Below are 17,088 nucleotides of genomic sequence, written 5' to 3'. Positions count from 1 at the left end.
ACTCACCTGTCGCCGTTGGCATCAGCCCCTTCATGCCTTCAGTTTTTTTGACAAACCATCGGCAATTTTGGCGATTTCGATACCAATATTATTCTTTTTGATATCATCCATATTATGAAGAGGAAAAGCAATCGCGATTGATCCCACTGGATAATTATCTGGGCCAATAAAACAAGCTGCCATTCCCGCCGCACCAAGATAAGTCTCTTCTATCGATGAGCAATAGCCGTCACGTTCTATTCGGGCAAAATCTTCGCGAATTTTTTCGGGGCAAATAAATGTGTGGGGGGTAAAGGCAGGCAATTCACCCGAAAGATAGACGTCCTGTTCGTGTGCCGGCAGAGCAGCTAAAAGAACCCGTGGTGCAGCCCCGGCATGAAGAGGAAAAGATGCTCCAATGTTTTCAAACACTCTCAACCCGCCGCGCGCCCCCTCAACCTGATCAATACATACGGCTAATTTGGCGTAACGATCAAATACCGTTAAGATGATGGTTTCATCGGTTAATTTTGCCAATTCTTCCAAGGCGGGCTGGCAAAAGCTTTTAAGATCGAATGCGGCCTCAGCTCTTTGCCCCAAATTAATCGCAGCCATACCCAAGCTGTAGCGTCCCGTTTTTGGAATCTCAGCCAAGTAACCTGTTTCCACCAGATAGCGGACAAGCCTGCTCACAGTAGAACGGCTCACCCCTGTTTTCTCAATTATTTCGCTCTGGGACCAATCAGTGTGATCTACTTGAAAGAGGTCCAAAATCTCAAAGGCTTTATGTAACAAGCCCACCCCGGCCTGCGCCGGGATTTGTGCAGATTTAGATTGTTGCTTGACATCCACAGATAACAAATCCCACTATATGATACATGATCTCATTATTTGAGACAATAACATTATTTTTGTACTTACTACAAAATTTAAATATTAGAAGGACACATAAAAATGCCTTGGATTGAAACAATTCCTTATGAAGAATCAGAAGGAAAACTTCGACGTCTCTATGATCGGGTAAAAGGTCCGGATAATAACGTCGATAATATCATGATGATGCATTCACTGCGCCCCCACAGCATGGAAGGGCACATGGCGATTTACAAATACGTCCTGCATCATACGGGTAACACCATTCCGAAGTGGTTTTTGGAAACATTGGGTGTATGGGTTAGTTCACTCAATGACTGTGGGTATTGCGTAGATCATCATTTTGGCGGCCTCTGTCGCCTTCTTCAGGACGATGAAAAAGCCGTAGGAATCAGAAAAGCGATTGATAGCCGCAACATCGACATTGCCCCACTGGATGAGAAACAAAAACAGGCAATGATCTATGCAGAAGCACTGACCAAATCCCCGGCAAGCACAACTGAGGACATGGTGAACGCAATGCGAAATGCGGGCTATAGCGACGGGGAAATTCTGGAAGTCAATCAGGTTTCAGCTTATTTCAACTATGCTAATCGTACCGTTTTAGGTCTTGGATGCTCAACCAAAGGCGACATTATAGGCTTATCGCCCAATAACTCTGATGATCCGGATGATTGGTCCCACAAATAGGAAGCACAACCAAGCCCCTTCTTAGCTTAATGTTAAAGACACAAAGAAGGGACACCAGAACAAACCGATCCTAATCTTGCATACTAACAGTTGGATAAAAGTTGGCTTCCCCATTCCGTCCACTATATAACACCCTCACACAACACACTATATAGCCAACAGGATACTCTTATGGGAATCGAGGGAAAGACATCAAATCAACGTGCACGGGGGTTGGAACGCGCCTTTGATATCCTTGATTTAATCCGTCGAGAAAACCGTGCAATGCGACCCAACGAAATCGCAAGACTCATGGGCGCCCCACGATCATCCGTCTATGAGCTTGTCCATCTATTATTGGACATGAATGTTTTGGAAAATAACGGGGGCGATGGTCAGGTATTCCTTGGAAGTCGCCTGTACTTCCTGGGTCGCGCCTACAATGACAAAATCGATCTATATAGGCGCATTGAAAACATTCTGAATTCCATCGTAGAAGAAACCTGTGAAACTGCACAGTTCTGCAAGCTGGAAAACAACAAATACACCGTCGCCCTGATGAAAGAAGGCAGCCGTCCCTTTCGGATTTCAGCCAACTTGGGGGAACTTGTTCCTGTTCCCAGCACCGCATCTGGCCGTCTGCTCGTTGGACATCTCTCTGATCAGGAAATTATTGATTTTCTCGACAAGGACGACTTTCTTCTACCCAACGGTGAAACAATATCACCAGATACTTTTATAGCAGAAGTTCGTAAGGCAACTTTGGATGGGCACTATACTTTTGACAGCATTGTCGACACCTTTACCCATTGCTTTGCCGTGCCTGTAAAAGACACAAAATCAGTTTGTATCGCCACGCTTTGTCTTGTCACCCCCAGAGACGATGGCCATCGCAACAAAGAGGCTTACCTGACAAGCCTAAAAACAGCTGCGACTCAATTGGAAGCGCACTTGAACACAAGCTTCTAATCCACAGCCTAGTCGCCACTCCAGAAAGTTCTCAAGAAGACAAAAACCATTATTCTCAGTCCATTTTGCGGCGCACTTGCGTCTACAAAATAATACAGTATCATCTGAATTCCAAAAAAACATATTAATGTCCGTTATTTTGGACACAACTTTTTAAATGAGAGAAATAATGATTAAACGCTTTCAAGTTGGCAGCCGCATGAGCCAAGCCGTTTCCTACAATGGATTTGTTTATATTGCTGGTCAGGTTGCCGAAGACAGATCGGCTGACCTTGAAACACAGACACGTTCTGTATTACAAAAAATCGAAGATCTCTTGGCTGAGGCAGGGACAGATAAATCCAAAATATTGGCAATTGATGTCTTTTTGCCAGCGATAGTAGATTTCGATAAAATGAACTCTGTCTATGACGCTTGGATCGACCCTAAAAACCCGCCTGCGCGTGCCTGTGTCGAAGCGCGTCTAGCTGACCCGATGATCCTTGTTGAAATGACCGCTGTCGCCGCCGTATAAGCTGTAACGATAGAGTTTCGACAAAGAGGGGGAGACAGATATGCGTCATTCGATATGGGCTTATCCGTGGGATTTACAAGATCTCGGGCTGGATACGGTCTATCATGACTATCAACAACTGGCTGGTGTTAATGGCATCAGTCTCGCTGTCTCCTACCACGCCGGGCGCTTTCTTCAACCCCGTAGCCCCAATAGAAAAAGCTACTACCCAGAAGACGGAACGATTTATTTTGTCCCGGATGACAACCTATGGGCAGGCAAAGAAGTCCAGCCGCTTGTTGCGCAAAATCTGCACGACTCAGGCGATATGCTTTCCCCTCTTATAAGGGACAAAAAACAACACGGGCTTAGCGTTTCCTGCTGGACAGTCTGTCTGCACAACAGTCGTTTAGGGTTCAAACATCCTGAACATGTCGCACGGAACGCCTTTGGTGATCCCAATTATTATAGTCTCTGTCCAAATAGCAATGCGGTGCGAGATTATGCAACAACCCTTGTTGCGAACCTAACCCACAGTTACAAACCAGATATGGTCGAGCTGGAAACCATCGGTTTTATGGGCTTTGATCACGGTTATCACCACGAGAAAGATGGCCTTGGCCTGACCGCCGAAGATGATTTCCTGCTTTCAATCTGTTTTTGCGATCACTGCATCAAAGCAGCACAAAACGTCGGAGTTGATGCCCTCTCAGCGAAAGAAGATGCCCAAAACCTGATCACACAAGCCAGTAACAGAGAAACACCCGAAGTACAGTTTCCGGAATTTCCCGGACAAAGGCTCGAGTGCTTTAAAGATCACACGGCGCTCTACGCATTTCTCCAGTGGCGCACCCAAGCACCGACAAAAATTGTCCAAAGCATCAAAGAAGCCGCCCATCCCGATAGCAAAATTGTCGTTATAGAAGGCGAAAACTCTTGGCGTGATGGCGTTGATATTAAAGCCATTGGTCAAGCCTGTGATGGCGTTATCATCTGTGCTTATACGGCGACGGAAAAAGAAATCGCTAGGACCCTCACCGAGACCCGGGACCATATAGGGCCGGGTAAATATCTTGGTCTCGGCGCCAGTCTATTTTACGAGCATACACCAACGCAAAAAAAACTGGCCGAAAGAATAGACACCGCCATCGAGACTGGTGCCAATGGAATAAACTATTACAACTATGGCCTTGTGCCGGAAGCACGCCTTAGCTGGGTAAAATCAAATAACGGTATTTGAGGAAAATCATTAATGATGAGAATCTATTCAATATCTCGTATCAAAGTTGAATAAATTCAAACACGCCTTAATTACTGTGTTACTTAGCTCAAGCCCCCCCATAACAAGGACATTTATTCCAATGGCAGCCTATCTCGTCGTCGACACCAAAATCAGCAATCCAGAAGAATATGAAGCCTATAAGCTTCAAGCCAAACCGATCATCGAAAAATTTGGCGGCATTTACCGTGCCAGAGGCGGCGACATGGATACGATGGAATCAGATCTCTGGGCGCCGACACGCATTGTTATCGTCGAATTTACTGACATGCAGACGGCTCGAAACTTCGTCAACAGCGAAGAATACGCCCCCGTTAAGAAGATCCGTCGAGCTAATGCCGAGTGCACTTTCTTACTGGTGGATGGCGTATAACAAAGCCTTAGGTCATGTTTCAGAATAGACCGAGCAAGAAATCCAGTTAAATTAAAGGCACCACAAATTAAAGGCCGCTGAAAATTTCATTCAGCGGCCCTTACACATCCAACATCAAACTCTAAAATCTATCAGGCAAGGTGATCAACAATCGCCATTTTTTCGCCCGCTGCCTGAAGATCAGCAAGCCATTGTTTGGCAACTTTTACATCACTTGGGGCCGCAGAAACACCGGGGGCAATCTCGCCCTTCAACACAGCTTCGACAGCATAGCTAACAGGTGTTGAAACCAAACGAGCCATGGCGGTGTGCGTATCATCCCCATAGGCATCCATGACATATGACTTGCTATAGACCTGTTCGCCATTGCGCTCAGCCCACAGATCGACAGAAAGAACAACACGGTCGTGCTCCCCCTCAACCAGTGCATATTTATCCCAAAGATCAGCAGAGATTTCAGCCAGACGCTTGTCTCCCGCCTCACCTTTTAGGGTTTCGATTTCTTTGAAGAGATCTGACCATGCTGTGGACCAGCCGCCGTACCGTAGGGTACCACGTACAAACTGTTGTACATTCCAATCTTTGCCAAATCCGTATTCATCCATAAAGGGGTAGGAATCACGGTTAGGATAAACCTCGAAGGTCTCGGAACCTTTTTCCAAATCAATATCGTAAGATTCAACGGCGTCCCAAGGCCGACTGACATCATACACTTTGCCATCGCGCAAGCTTTTCGACGGCGACCGCAAAGCTTTAAGAACGCCTAGGGGTGCCCAACTGAATTTATAACAAAAATCATTTGGCTCTTCGGACAGACCGCCACAATAAGATCTGAAATAGTGCGCATTGTCTTTGGCAAAGACTGGTGAGTTCTTATAGTCATCCATCAGCACATGTGCCATTAGATGATCAATCCCCGGATCAAGGCCGACTTCATTAACCAGCGTCAGGCCCTTTTCTTTCGCGACAGCATCCAAGGCACGCATTTCAGGGGATATATAGGAACTGGATACAAAGTTTGCCCCGGCATTCAAGCACATCTGCGCAACAGCAACGTGGAAATCCCCCGGCAACATAGAAACCGCCAGATCTCCTGTTTTCAAATCGCTTTCCAGCGCCTCGAGACTGAAAGCCTTGATATCAAAATCGCCGTTCAGACCCTTTGTTGCTTCCTGTGCCTTTTCGACGGTACGATTCCATACTGTTACACTGTGACCCCGTTCGATTAGACGTCGAATACCCGGTACCGTTGAAAGGCCAGCCCCCAGCCAATGAATACGCGCCATTTTTTATTCCTTATATATCCAGCGATGTTTTATTTGTTGAGACCTCTCTACACCAAGAAGACAATCTTTTGAAGATATAAGGCCCCAGTCATTTAAATTAGTCGGTTTCATCGTAAATGAGCGACGTCAACGAATAAAGATTTGACCGGAATCACACAATCTTCACAAAGCGTTTGACTCTCGCGCAAGCACAGCTATATTCCAGCATCACTGGCTGCCCGGATTCCGTGCGGCCATGTATGCATGAATAGAATGCCTAATTTAACAGCTAAGTGACCGATAAACATGTTCGCAGTAATCAAAACCGGCGGTAAACAGTACAAAGTCCGTAAGGACGACGTTCTGGTCGTCGAAAAAATCAACCTCGAAGCTGGTGCTTCTGTTGATTTCGATTCAGTTCTAATGATCGGTGACGATGAGAAGGCAACCATTGGCGCGCCCGTAGTGGACGGTGCCATGGTCAAGGCTGATGTGGTTGAACAGACACGTGGCGACAAAGTCGTCATCTTCAAAAAGAAGCGTCGTAAGAACCATCGCCGTAAAAACGGCCATCGCCAGGATCTCACTGTCATCAAGATCACTGACATTCTCGCCGATGGCGCTAAGAAGCCTGCTAAAAAAGCAGCAGCTCCTAAAGCCAAAGCAGCAGACGCAGACACTGCGGAGAAAAAAGAAGCTCCAAAGAAGAAAGCGGCTCCTAAAGCTAAGGCTGAACCAAAGGCTAAAGCTGCTCCTAAAAAAGCGGCTCCTAAGAAAAAAGCAGCAGAGGAATAAGACCTCATGGCACATAAGAAAGCAGGCGGCTCGTCCCGCAACGGTCGCGACTCAGCTGGTCGCCGCCTAGGTGTTAAAAAATTTGGTGGTGAGCATGTCGTATCAGGTAACATCCTGGTTCGTCAGCGCGGAACCAAGTTCCACCCCGGCACTAACGTCGGCATGGGTAAAGATCACACGATCTTTGCTACAGTTGAAGGCGAAGTTGTTTTTCGCCAAAGAGCTGGTGGACGCACATACATTTCTGTACAGCCGGCGGCCTAACGGCCCCGCCAACCAGTCCTTGTGTCTGGGTTGAAATGGTTTAGGGGGGAATGGCAATCCATTCCCCCCTTTTCGTATTTAAATTTTCCACTTATATTCCGGCTATATCGCAGTTTCATCTGCGGCCATAGCTAACTCTGAATACCTATAGCGTTGCGACACCCGTCTACTAAAGAATGACGCGGTTTTAAAACGATAGAGAACAGGCACCACGATGAAGTTCCTTGATGAAGCCAAAGTTTTTGTAAAAAGCGGCGATGGCGGCGGCGGCTGTACCAGCTTCCGACGTGAGAAATACATCGAGTTCGGCGGCCCCAATGGCGGGGACGGCGGTCGTGGTGGCGATGTTATCATTCAGGGCGCCCACGGCCTGAATACACTGATCGATTTCCGCTATGCTCAGCATTTCAAAGCAAAGCGCGGCGAACATGGTCGCGGTAGCGATATGTTTGGTGCCGCCGCAAAACCTTTGATTATCAAAGTGCCCGTTGGCACCGTTGTTCTTGGCGAAGATAAAGAACAAGTCATTTGTGACATCACCGAAGAAGGTCAGGAATTTGTGATCTGCAAAGGTGGCGATGGGGGTTTTGGGAACGCCCGGTTTAAAACATCAACAAACCGCGCCCCTCGTCGATCTGATCCCGGTTGGCCCGGTGAAGAGATGTGGATCTGGCTTCGTCTAAAACTAATTGCTGATGTGGGACTAGCTGGTTTGCCAAATGCCGGGAAATCAACATTCTTGTCAGTTGTATCCCGTGCCAAACCAAAAATCGCAGACTACCCCTTTACCACGCTGCACCCCAACCTTGGTGTCGTCTATAGCCGTGGTGAAGAGTTTGTCATTGCCGATATTCCCGGCTTGATCGAAGGTGCGAGCGAAGGTCACGGCCTTGGCACACGCTTCCTTGGTCATGTTGAACGCTGTGGTGCTCTCTTGCATTTGCTGGATGGAACTTCTGACAGCTATCTCGAAGATTACAAAATCATTCGTGCCGAGCTTGAAGCCTATGGCGAGGGTCTGGACACAAAACCTTCCATTCTGGCACTGAACAAAATCGATGCCTTGGTCGAAGAAGAAGCCGCTGAAAGACAAGCTGAATTAGAAGCTCTATCCGGTCAGAAAGTTTATCTTATTTCCGGGATTAGTCAGGACGGCGTAAAAGAAGTTCTTGCAGGCCTGCTCGATCATGTTGTTGATGGTCGTGAAGAGGAACAGGAAGAACTCGAAGCTGAACAGGGGCCGCAAGGCTACTCCCCTATCTAGTCGTGGTACAGGTCTATGAGCAACATATCATCCGGGACAGGTTTGTCTGCCGCTGAACACCTCAGATCCGCAAAACGTATTGTCATCAAGATCGGTTCCGCACTGCTGGTTGATGACAAGACTGGCAAGCCACGTCTGAACTGGCTCAACGCCCTGACAGACGATGTCGCAAACCTTCGCGCACGAGGCGCAGAGGTCATGCTGGTTTCGTCTGGCGCGATTGCCGTCGGCAGAAATCATCTGGGCCTGACCAAACAGAACCTGCGCCTTGAAGAAAAACAGGCCTCTGCCGCAACGGGACAAATTCTACTCGCTCATGCCTACCAAGAAGCACTGGCAAGACACGATATAACAGTTTCTCAGGTCCTTCTGACCCTTGGGGACACGGAGGAACGTCGTCGTCATCTCAACGCCCGAAACACACTGACAACCTTGTTGCGGTTGGGCACTGTCCCCATCATTAACGAGAATGATACCGTGGCAACTAGCGAAATTCGCTTTGGTGACAATGACCGCTTGGCCGCACGGGTTGGTGCCATGGTCAATGCTGATCTACTGGTACTTCTATCCGATATCGACGGCCTGTATACAGCAGACCCCAAACGTGATGAACATGCAAAGTTCCTGCCTGTTGTCAGTGAGATTACACCTGAGATTGACGCTATGGCTGGCGAAGCTCTTCCCGGCTATAGTTCAGGCGGCATGATCACCAAAATCTCTGCAGCCAAAATCTCTGTCGGTGCTGGCTGCAACATGATCATTGCAAACGGTCATAAGCTTAATCCGCTGCAAAATATTATAGAGGGCAATAGAGCCACCGTGTTTGAGGCTTCTGTTGAGCCGAAAACAGCCCGCAAACGCTATATCGCAGGCAGCCTGAAACCTTTGGGTACTGTGACACTGGATGCCGGCGCTCTCAAAGCTTTGCAAAACGGAAAGTCTCTTCTACCTGCCGGGGTTACTGCTGTTGACGGAAAGTTCCAGCGCGGTGATGCCGTTCTGGTAAAATCACCCGATGGACGAGAAGTCGCCCGGGGCCTCGCAGCCTATTCCAACGGTGATGCCAGAAAAATTATCGGCCTGCAGTCATCAGAAATTGAAGCACGATTAGGGTATCTGGGACGGGAAGAACTAATTCACAGGGATGATCTTGTCCTCAATTAAAAAAACACAATATAATCAAATCTCTATTGAGACATAACCAAAGTAGCAAAGAAAGCTGCACCAAAACAGGAATGTAAGGATATGAGCGAACTGAAAGCGCAAATGGATCAGCTAGGACAAGCTGCAAAAGCTGCTGCACAGGATCTGGCTCTGGCCCCGGCAGATGCAAAAAACAATGCATTGATTGCCGCCGCCAAAGCCATTCGCGCTCAACTCCCGACAATCCTTGAAGCCAATAAAAAGGACATGACTGCTGCCGAAGCCAAAGGCATCAGCAGTGCAATGCTTGATCGCCTTGCTTTGGACGATGGCCGTGTCGAAGCCATGGCCGCGGGGCTTGAAGCAATCGCTGCGTTTCCTGACCCAATCGGGAAATCGCTTAAAAGCTGGGATCAGCCCAATGGTCTTAAATTTGAGCAGGTTTCTGTGCCTTTGGGCGTGATCGGTATCATCTATGAAAGTCGCCCTAACGTGACAGCGGATGCGGGTGCTTTGTGTCTGAAGGCCGGAAATGCCTCTATACTGCGTGGCGGCTCGGAAAGTTTTCATTCTTCCGGCGCCATTTTAGACTGCCTGCAAACAGGTTTGGAAGAAGCTGGGCTACCCGTTGCCGCAATCCAACGTGTGCCAACAACAGATCGCGCTGCAGTTGGCCACTTGCTGACTATGAACGACTATGTTGATCTGATCATTCCACGTGGCGGACGCGGCCTTATTGAACGGATTCAAACCGAAAGCCGTGTGCCTGTCCTCGCGCATCTTGACGGCCTTTGTCATACATATATCCACGAAGCAGCTAATCCCCAAATGGCCCTAGAAGTTGTCTTGAACGCAAAAATGCGTCGCACAGGCATTTGCGGAGCAACAGAGACTCTTTTGGTTGATGCCAACTATTCAGACGAAAACCTGACGCCAATTATAGATGCTTTGATCGACAAAGGCTGTGAAATCAGGGGTGATGCCGAAATCCAGAAGATGGACAGTCGGGTAAAAAAAGCCTCTAATGGTGATTGGGATACTGAATATCTGGACGCTATTCTTTCCGTCAAAAGAGTAGCCGATCTGAAGGAAGCGGTTGCGCATATCAATCGCCATGGCTCTCATCATACTGAAGCTATTATCACAGCAAGTGATCAAGCTGCGGCTATATTCCAACAGGAAGTTGATGCAGGTATCGTAATTCACAATGCCTCGACCCAGTTTGCCGATGGCGGACAATTTGGCATGGGAGCCGAGATCGGTATTTCCACAGGGAAACTGCACGCCCGTGGACCCGTCGGGGCCGACCAGCTGACAAGTTACAAATATCTTGTCCGTGGCACAGGCCATGCCAGACCTTAGTCACAAAGCAGCACACAAACCGTAATGCTAAGCCAAAAACCACCCAGCCTGACCTTTACCAAGGTGCTTTGTCCGCAAAGTATCTCAAACAGTCTGGGTGGTCGACTTCCCCCAAGGGGAAGTAAAGTTGGTTTACTTGGCGGGTCCTTCAACCCTGCACACAAGGCACATTGTCAGATTTCTAAAGAAGCTCTTGTCCACTTGGGTCTCGATGAAGTCTGGTGGTTAGTCTCGCCACAAAACCCCTTGAAAGACTCCAAGGGCATGGCACCTCTGGCCGATCGGGTCAACAGTGCCCTGTCGATCCCCAAACACCCAAAAGTGCGCGTTACCACAATAGAAAGCCAGATCAGATCGGTTTATACCGCTGATACCCTATCTCGTTTAAAGCAGATATTTCCTGCGGTTGATTTCACCTGGCTTATGGGCGCAGATAACCTGAGCCAAATTTCCCTATGGCGCGATTGGCAAGATATTTTCAGTACCGTAAAAGTCGCCGTGTTTGCCCGCCCGGGATACTCGCTACAAGCGACCAATTCAAAAGCGGCGCGACGCTTTAAGAATGTCAGAATTTCGGAGAAACTGGCACGAAATCTGTCTTCACGCTCTGCCCCGGCCTGGACCGTCATTCACGGTCAACAGTTGGACATATCATCAACCGCGATCAGGAACGGGAAACACAAAGGATAACAACCAGCCGAAGCGATTACGGGTACAGAGAATAAAATCACAAAGAAACAACGATTTTATCCCATTAATGTAACGATGTTCATTAACATATAGAGTCGCGCACCTTTACTGTGCTAAGCTGACACTGTAAGACCCTTGTTCTGTATAGCGATAAGTACGGAACGTGTTAGTAACTATCTGTAGTGGGAAGTCGTGACCTCACGAGCAGATTATTTTTACGGAGACCGATCATACCACGAGAATCTACGGCCCCCGAGGCCAATACACAGGATACGACGGGAAATAACCGTGACCTGCTTGAACTAGTTCGTAACTCTCTTGAGGATGACAAAGCTGAAGATATTGTCGTCATCGAACTTGCCGGAAAATCTAGCATTGCTGACTACATGGTCATTGCCAGCGGTAACTCAAACCGTATGGTTTCTGCCATGTCCGACCACCTTCTTCGCGGCCTTAAAGCTGCCGGCATGAAAAGCATCATTGCCGAAGGAAAAGATCGTGGTGATTGGGTATTGGTGGATGCCGGGGATGTTGTTGTTCATCTTTTCAGACCTGAAGTCCGAGCTTTTTATAACTTGGAAAAAATGTGGGGTTTGGAATTACCTGAATCAGCACAGCCTTTTGCATCGCAAGAAGCCTAGTATAGGCCGAAAGCCACAAACTAGAAGTAGGTAATGCGGATAACACTAATTGCTGTCGGAAAGGCCAAGGCCAGTCCGGCAAGGGATCTTTTTGAACTCTACTGTAATCGCCTCCGAGGTAACAGGCTCAACTGGAGCCTTGACCTCAAGGAAGTAGAAGAAAAGAAAAACCTGCCTGCTTCTCAGTTGAAAGAACGTGAAGGCGAGCTGCTCCTTGCCGCCGCGCCCAAGGGTGCAAAAATTGTGATCTTGGACGAAAAAGGAAAAGACCTTTCCAGCCCACAATTCTCAAAGCTTTTAGAGAAATGGCAAGATGGCGGCGACCAGGATATAGCCTTCCTCATAGGAGGCGCCGATGGTCTTTCCGATACCGTAAAAGCAAAATCACAGCAAAGCCTCTGTTTTGGACGGTTAACTTGGCCACACATGCTAGTGCGGGGCCTTTTTGCCGAACAGATATACCGGGCTTCCTGTATTCTAAGCGGGCACCCCTACCACAGAGATTAAACACCAAAATTTTAACCTGTAATAGCCTCCTGTTTCTAAGGGATAAATTTAAATCATTGCAATTTAAACAGCTGCAGCCTACGACCAAATACTATCTATTAACTCCCAATTATCTCCCCGCCCTGTTTACATGCACGAGTCCCATGCCTAGATTTTTTCTTATAGAGCTAAACAAGATCGTGAAATTATCTTATAAGACGGTTACATTAATTAAAAACACAACAACTGACTAAGAAACCCGACGCGACAGACTTTACATTTACCAAACAACGTACTTCCTATTAGAAAGAGTTACTTATCCATGTCGCCTGCACTTCAAAAACCAAAGCCCGTCGTTCTTTGCATTCTTGATGGTTGGGGCTTTCGCAAAGAAGATGACAACAACGCCATTAATCTGGCAAGAACACCGTTAATCGACAAATTAAGTAAAGAAGTTCCTTTGGGTTATCTCGCCACTTGTGGACTGGATGTTGGCCTTCCCACAGGACAGATGGGAAATTCTGAAGTCGGGCACATGAACATAGGGGCCGGGCGTGTCGTTATGCAATCGCTCCCCCGAATTGACACCGCTATTCAAGACGGAAGTTTTGCACAAAACCCTGCTTTGCTTGAGACAATTTCAAGCCTGAAAGCAAGTGGTGGAACCGCCCACGTTTTGGGCGTGATTTCTAATGGTGGTGTACACGGGCATCAGGACCAAACTTCCTTTTTGGTTAACACGCTTAAAACAGCGGGTATCCCTGTTATCGTTCACGCCATATTGGATGGACGTGACACAGCACCACAATCAGCTGCCGAATTCCTTACGGCGTTCAGAGCAACGACACCGGACGTTCAGATTGGAACTGTGTTGGGACGTTATTACGCAATGGATCGTGATAATAGATGGGAGCGTGTGCAAAAGGCCTATGATGCTATCACTATGTGTCAGGGCGAGACAGCATCTTCACCAGACGAAGCTGTTGCCAACAGTTATGCAAGTAAGGTGTGGGACGAATTTGTATTACCCTGTGTGATTGATGGCTACAAAGGCATGCAAGACGGTGATGCGCTATTAATGACCAATTTCAGGGCAGACCGCGCACGCCAGATACTCCACGCTTTTATTGACGATGACTTTTCAGGGTTCGAGCGTCAGAGCCACCCCGAATGTTGCTCATATCTCGGCATGGTGGCCTATTCTAATGAATTGGCGAAAAAGATGGGCGTTATGTTTGCCCCAAGAGATCTGACAAAAACGTTAGGAGAGATCGTATCCAACGCCGGATTACGTCAACTTCGTATTGCAGAAACGGAAAAATACCCCCACGTGACCTATTTCTTTAACGGGGGCGTAGAAGAACCTTTGCGAGGTGAAGATCGTATTCTTGTGCCTTCACCGAAAGTCGCAACCTACGACCTTCAACCATCTATGTCGGCACCAGAAGTAAATAAAAAGCTCTGTACTGCTATAAAAAGCGGCAAATACGAACTACTGATCTGTAACTTCGCCAACTGTGATATGGTTGGTCACACAGGTGACTTGCAAGCAGCAATAGAAGCCGCCGAAACTGTTGATAGCTGTTTACAGGATATCTATCAAGCTACGCTATCAATGGGGGGGCGCCTACTGATCACAGCTGACCATGGCAATGCCGAAGAAATGCTAGATCCAATCACAGGCCTGCCACACACAGCACATACTTTGAATCCGGTTCCCATTTTATTAGTAAATGGGCCCGATAATGTTACGAAGATTGCAAATGGTCGCCTTGCGGACATTGCACCAACAATTCTAGATTTATTAAATCTGGATCAACCTGTTGATATGGATGGACAGTCGCTTATCAGACGTGATGACGATTAAACATCCAGGATAAATCTTTTTGAGGTTACAGTTGCCAAACGCTTTGCGCCCGTACCAACTATCCACTCGCAGCAATTTTTTTCGAAGCTGGCGAGCGTTGATAGCTGTTGCGGGCTTAAGCTTGTGTATGCTGATTATCGATATCGCTTCAGCTCAGGATGCAACGCAGCAACTTCTGACAATCGAAGAGAAAGCTGCACAAAGTAAAAAAGAAGCACAGAAACTTTCTCAACAGGCAAAAAAACTCAACAACGAGGTAAATAATTTACAACAACAGCTGATCGCATCGGCCAAAAAGGTACAGAACTACGAAAGCAATCTGACAAATATTGAAGAAACTTTGATCTCGCTAAAAGAAGATGCTGAACATAAAAAAATCCGTCTAACTGAAAATCGTCAAAAATTAGGGCACACATTGTCTGCACTACAGCGGATTGCATTGCTACCGCCCGAAGCCTTGGTCGCAGCCCCCGGCTCCCCTGTAGACACTGTCCGCAGTGCAATGCTTTTAAAAGTCGCGGTTCCTGAAATAGAAACCCGTGTGGAAAATCTACGTAGCGATTTGGACGAACTCGCTGAATTGAAACGCCGAATCGAAGATGAACGCGCCGCGTTAATAGCTTCTCAAAAACACATCAAACGCGAACGCAACGATTTGAATGCCCTTCTCGATAAAAAACAAGCTTTGCAGTCAAAGGCCCAAGCATCGCAAAAATCAGTGAGCGCCAAAGTAAAAAAACTCGCCCAGCAAGCGCGTAGTATGAAAGATTTGGTGAAAAAGCTGGAAGCCGAACGTAAACGTCTGGCTTTGGTAGCACAAAAACCCAAGCCTAAACCGAAAAAAACACCCAATCAGGTGCCCAAAGATACCGTAGTTGAAAGCCCGTCTGCCCCCGTACAACAGACCGCAAAATTAACGGTCGTGCCTGACCCATCGCAGATCCGAGAGTTTCCTTCACGCCAAAAACGTGTACTTTTGTATCCAGCTCGCGGAAGAGTGATTAGTAAATACGGCCAAAAAAGAGGCACAAATGAATCATATGATAAAGGTTTGGTTATAGCCACACGTCCTTCGGCACAGGTTATTGCCCCATTTGACGGGCGAATTGCCTATGCTGGTGAATTCCGTGGCTATGGACGCATCTTAATCATTGAACATTCTGGACGATATCATACACTACTGGCTGGTGTTGAAAGAATTGATGTAACTGAAGGACAATGGGTTTTGGCTGGTGAACCTGTCGCTAGGATGAGCGATAAGAAGCTGGAATATGCTGAAATCTACTTTGAATTACGTCAAGGTGGACAGCCCATCAATCCATCTCCGTGGATATTAACAAACAATACGAATTCAAATCTCGATAAGGTGAACGGTTAATGCTCAGTTTCAAAAAAGTGCTCTTAACAACAGCTTTTGCTATTGCACTACCATCTAGTTTGGTGGCGGACACGACTGCAGATACCCGGCTTGATACCTATCGACAACTTGAACTGTTTGCAGATGTTTTCGAACGGATAAAAGCAAACTATGTCGAAGAAGCTTCTGATAAAGAGCTTATTGAATCAGCTATTCACGGCATGTTGTCCCGTCTGGATCCCCATTCCAGTTACCTAACACCAGAATCTTTCAAGGATATGCGGGTGCAAACCCGTGGTGAATTCGGTGGACTTGGTATCGAAGTTACAATGGAAAATGGCTTTGTGAAGGTTGTTTCCCCCATTGACGACACCCCAGCAGCCCGCGCAGGTATCGAAGCAGGTGATTACATCACCCACCTCGATGGAGAAGCTGTTCTGGGCCTGACGTTGCAAGAAGCCGTCGAGAGAATGCGCGGTAAAGTCGGCAGCGAGCTAAAAATCACAATCAGCCGCGAAGGTGTTGATTCCTTTGATGTCACTCTGGAACGCGATGTCATCAAGGTCCGCTCAGTCCGTCACCGCGTAGAAGACAACATCGGCTATGTCCGGGTTTCTTCCTTTAATGAGCAGACCACCCCAGGACTGGAAAAATCGATCAAAGCGATTCAGGAGGAACTGGGCGACAAGATGGTTGGCTTAGTTCTGGACCTAAGATTGAACCCAGGCGGATTGTTGACGGAAGCAATTTCCGTTTCTGATGCCTTCCTCGAACAGGGTGAAATTGTTTCAACGCGCGGACGCGATAACAGCAACGCGCAACGATTTAATGCTAAATCCGGCGATCTGATCGATGGAAAACCGCTGGTTGTTCTTATTAACGGCGGTTCCGCTTCTGCGTCAGAAATTGTTGCTGGTGCCCTTCAAGACCATCGTCGCGCAATCATTATGGGAACACAATCTTTTGGTAAAGGATCGGTACAGACTATTATGCCATTGCCTGGAAACGGGGCCATGCGCTTAACGACCAGCCGTTACTACACACCATCTGGCCGCTCAATTCAGGCTGAAGGGATTGCACCGGACATTGTTGTTGAACAGGCCAAGGTTGAAACCCTTGATATCAAGGGGCAACGACGCGAAGCTGATCTCAGAGGCGCTTTGGAAAACAAAGGTGGGACAAACGGTGATGGCGAGGAAGATGGTGACGGCACAACAGAGGAAACTGCAAAGCCACAAGATTACCAGCTTGATCGTGCTCTGGATCTCATTCAGGGAATTGCTCTCTACAGCGCAAGCAACGGAGCAAGCAACTAACCT

17 protein-coding genes and 1 pseudogene are annotated in these 17,088 nt (G+C 47.6%); 16 read left to right on the top strand and 2 right to left on the bottom strand.

What is annotated here, in order from left to right; translation table 11 throughout:
* Positions 1-30 precede the first annotated feature (30 nt).
* Positions 31-831 carry an IclR family transcriptional regulator gene (locus tag ACN0W5_RS14880; RefSeq protein ID WP_417454877.1) on the bottom strand — a complete coding sequence of 267 codons (801 nt, stop codon included), beginning with the start codon at positions 829-831 and terminating at the stop codon, positions 31-33.
* 102 nt (positions 832-933) lie between these two features.
* Between ACN0W5_RS14880 and ACN0W5_RS14875 the strand changes: the two genes are divergently transcribed.
* The 5 genes from ACN0W5_RS14875 to ACN0W5_RS14855 all read left to right on the top strand — a co-directional run bounded on the left by ACN0W5_RS14875 (position 934) and on the right by ACN0W5_RS14855 (position 4,635).
* A complete protein-coding gene (locus ACN0W5_RS14875) occupies positions 934-1,542 on the top strand; it encodes a carboxymuconolactone decarboxylase family protein (protein ID WP_417454876.1) in 609 nt (202 codons plus the stop codon).
* A gap of 171 nt (positions 1,543-1,713) precedes the next feature.
* Positions 1,714-2,490 (top strand): IclR family transcriptional regulator, encoded by a 777-nt coding sequence (locus ACN0W5_RS14870; RefSeq protein WP_417454875.1) that lies wholly within the window; start codon positions 1,714-1,716, stop codon positions 2,488-2,490.
* A gap of 166 nt (positions 2,491-2,656) precedes the next feature.
* Complete coding sequence (locus ACN0W5_RS14865) at positions 2,657-3,004, top strand: RidA family protein (RefSeq protein WP_417454942.1); 348 nt, start codon at positions 2,657-2,659, stop codon at positions 3,002-3,004.
* 40 nt (positions 3,005-3,044) lie between these two features.
* Entirely contained in the window at positions 3,045-4,223 is a 1,179-nt protein-coding gene (locus ACN0W5_RS14860; protein ID WP_417454874.1) for a hypothetical protein, read from the top strand.
* A 121-nt stretch (positions 4,224-4,344) separates the two neighbouring features.
* Positions 4,345-4,635 carry a DUF1330 domain-containing protein gene (locus ACN0W5_RS14855; RefSeq protein ID WP_417454873.1) on the top strand — a complete coding sequence of 97 codons (291 nt, stop codon included), beginning with the start codon at positions 4,345-4,347 and terminating at the stop codon, positions 4,633-4,635.
* A gap of 131 nt (positions 4,636-4,766) precedes the next feature.
* On the opposite strand, the gene ACN0W5_RS14850 is transcribed toward ACN0W5_RS14855, so the two are convergent.
* On the bottom strand, positions 4,767-5,921 hold the full coding sequence (locus ACN0W5_RS14850; RefSeq protein ID WP_417454872.1) for a saccharopine dehydrogenase family protein: 1,155 nt from the start codon (positions 5,919-5,921) through the stop codon (positions 4,767-4,769).
* 285 nt (positions 5,922-6,206) lie between these two features.
* Between ACN0W5_RS14850 and rplU the strand changes: the two are divergent.
* The 11 genes and pseudogenes from rplU to ACN0W5_RS14795 all read left to right on the top strand — a co-directional run.
* Positions 6,207-6,515, top strand: a pseudogene (rplU, locus tag ACN0W5_RS14845) (50S ribosomal protein L21); the annotation flags it as partial.
* 186 nt (positions 6,516-6,701) lie between these two features.
* Entirely contained in the window at positions 6,702-6,959 is a 258-nt protein-coding gene (rpmA, locus tag ACN0W5_RS14840) for a 50S ribosomal protein L27 (protein ID WP_047764940.1), read from the top strand.
* 214 nt (positions 6,960-7,173) lie between these two features.
* Positions 7,174-8,223: a GTPase ObgE gene (obgE, locus tag ACN0W5_RS14835; protein WP_417454871.1), complete on the top strand. Its 1,050-nt coding sequence runs from the start codon at positions 7,174-7,176 to the stop codon at positions 8,221-8,223.
* 15 nt (positions 8,224-8,238) lie between these two features.
* Positions 8,239-9,387 (top strand): glutamate 5-kinase, encoded by a 1,149-nt coding sequence (gene proB, locus ACN0W5_RS14830; RefSeq protein WP_417454870.1) that lies wholly within the window; start codon positions 8,239-8,241, stop codon positions 9,385-9,387.
* An 81-nt stretch (positions 9,388-9,468) separates the two neighbouring features.
* Positions 9,469-10,728 carry a glutamate-5-semialdehyde dehydrogenase gene (locus ACN0W5_RS14825; RefSeq protein WP_417454869.1) on the top strand — a complete coding sequence of 420 codons (1,260 nt, stop codon included), beginning with the start codon at positions 9,469-9,471 and terminating at the stop codon, positions 10,726-10,728.
* A gap of 24 nt (positions 10,729-10,752) precedes the next feature.
* Entirely contained in the window at positions 10,753-11,418 is a 666-nt protein-coding gene (locus tag ACN0W5_RS14820; protein ID WP_417454868.1) for a nicotinate-nucleotide adenylyltransferase, read from the top strand.
* Between the two features lie 182 nt (positions 11,419-11,600).
* Entirely contained in the window at positions 11,601-12,059 is a 459-nt protein-coding gene (rsfS, locus tag ACN0W5_RS14815; RefSeq protein ID WP_366941153.1) for a ribosome silencing factor, read from the top strand.
* Between the two features lie 33 nt (positions 12,060-12,092).
* A complete protein-coding gene (gene rlmH, locus ACN0W5_RS14810) occupies positions 12,093-12,566 on the top strand; it encodes a 23S rRNA (pseudouridine(1915)-N(3))-methyltransferase RlmH (protein WP_417454867.1) in 474 nt (157 codons plus the stop codon).
* 301 nt (positions 12,567-12,867) lie between these two features.
* On the top strand, positions 12,868-14,412 hold the full coding sequence (gene gpmI / locus ACN0W5_RS14805; protein WP_417454866.1) for a 2,3-bisphosphoglycerate-independent phosphoglycerate mutase: 1,545 nt from the start codon (positions 12,868-12,870) through the stop codon (positions 14,410-14,412).
* 127 nt (positions 14,413-14,539) lie between these two features.
* Positions 14,540-15,790 (top strand): murein hydrolase activator EnvC family protein, encoded by a 1,251-nt coding sequence (locus ACN0W5_RS14800; RefSeq protein ID WP_417454865.1) that lies wholly within the window; start codon positions 14,540-14,542, stop codon positions 15,788-15,790.
* Positions 15,790-17,085, top strand: a complete 1,296-nt coding sequence (locus tag ACN0W5_RS14795; protein WP_417454864.1) for a S41 family peptidase — start codon at positions 15,790-15,792, stop codon at positions 17,083-17,085. The genes ACN0W5_RS14800 and ACN0W5_RS14795 overlap by 1 nt, the downstream gene beginning before the upstream one ends.
* Positions 17,086-17,088: the final 3 nt, after the last annotated feature.

Source organism: Kiloniella sp. (assembly GCF_048270245.1).
Lineage (GTDB): Bacteria > Pseudomonadota > Alphaproteobacteria > Kiloniellales > Kiloniellaceae > Kiloniella.
The sequence above is the reverse complement of the archived record's forward strand: the minus strand, read 5'-3'. Positions and strand labels throughout refer to the sequence as shown.

What these genes read in the sequence shown, in the direction of transcription:
- ACN0W5_RS14875 (WP_417454876.1), top strand. Translation starts at nt 934, where the DNA reads ATGCCTTGGATTGAAACAATTCCTTATGAAGAATCAGAAGGAAAACTT.
- ACN0W5_RS14870 (WP_417454875.1), top strand. Translation starts at nt 1,714, where the DNA reads ATGGGAATCGAGGGAAAGACATCAAATCAACGTGCACGGGGGTTGGAA.
- ACN0W5_RS14860 (WP_417454874.1), top strand. Translation starts at nt 3,045, where the DNA reads ATGCGTCATTCGATATGGGCTTATCCGTGGGATTTACAAGATCTCGGG.
- ACN0W5_RS14855 (WP_417454873.1), top strand. Translation starts at nt 4,345, where the DNA reads ATGGCAGCCTATCTCGTCGTCGACACCAAAATCAGCAATCCAGAAGAA.
- ACN0W5_RS14850 (WP_417454872.1), bottom strand. Translation starts at nt 5,921, where the DNA reads ATGGCGCGTATTCATTGGCTGGGGGCTGGCCTTTCAACGGTACCGGGT.
- rpmA (WP_047764940.1), top strand. Translation starts at nt 6,702, where the DNA reads ATGGCACATAAGAAAGCAGGCGGCTCGTCCCGCAACGGTCGCGACTCA.
- obgE (WP_417454871.1), top strand. Translation starts at nt 7,174, where the DNA reads ATGAAGTTCCTTGATGAAGCCAAAGTTTTTGTAAAAAGCGGCGATGGC.
- proB (WP_417454870.1), top strand. Translation starts at nt 8,239, where the DNA reads ATGAGCAACATATCATCCGGGACAGGTTTGTCTGCCGCTGAACACCTC.
- ACN0W5_RS14825 (WP_417454869.1), top strand. Translation starts at nt 9,469, where the DNA reads ATGAGCGAACTGAAAGCGCAAATGGATCAGCTAGGACAAGCTGCAAAA.
- ACN0W5_RS14820 (WP_417454868.1), top strand. Translation starts at nt 10,753, where the DNA reads ATGCTAAGCCAAAAACCACCCAGCCTGACCTTTACCAAGGTGCTTTGT.
- rlmH (WP_417454867.1), top strand. Translation starts at nt 12,093, where the DNA reads ATGCGGATAACACTAATTGCTGTCGGAAAGGCCAAGGCCAGTCCGGCA.
- gpmI (WP_417454866.1), top strand. Translation starts at nt 12,868, where the DNA reads ATGTCGCCTGCACTTCAAAAACCAAAGCCCGTCGTTCTTTGCATTCTT.
- ACN0W5_RS14800 (WP_417454865.1), top strand. Translation starts at nt 14,540, where the DNA reads ATGCTGATTATCGATATCGCTTCAGCTCAGGATGCAACGCAGCAACTT.
- ACN0W5_RS14795 (WP_417454864.1), top strand. Translation starts at nt 15,790, where the DNA reads ATGCTCAGTTTCAAAAAAGTGCTCTTAACAACAGCTTTTGCTATTGCA.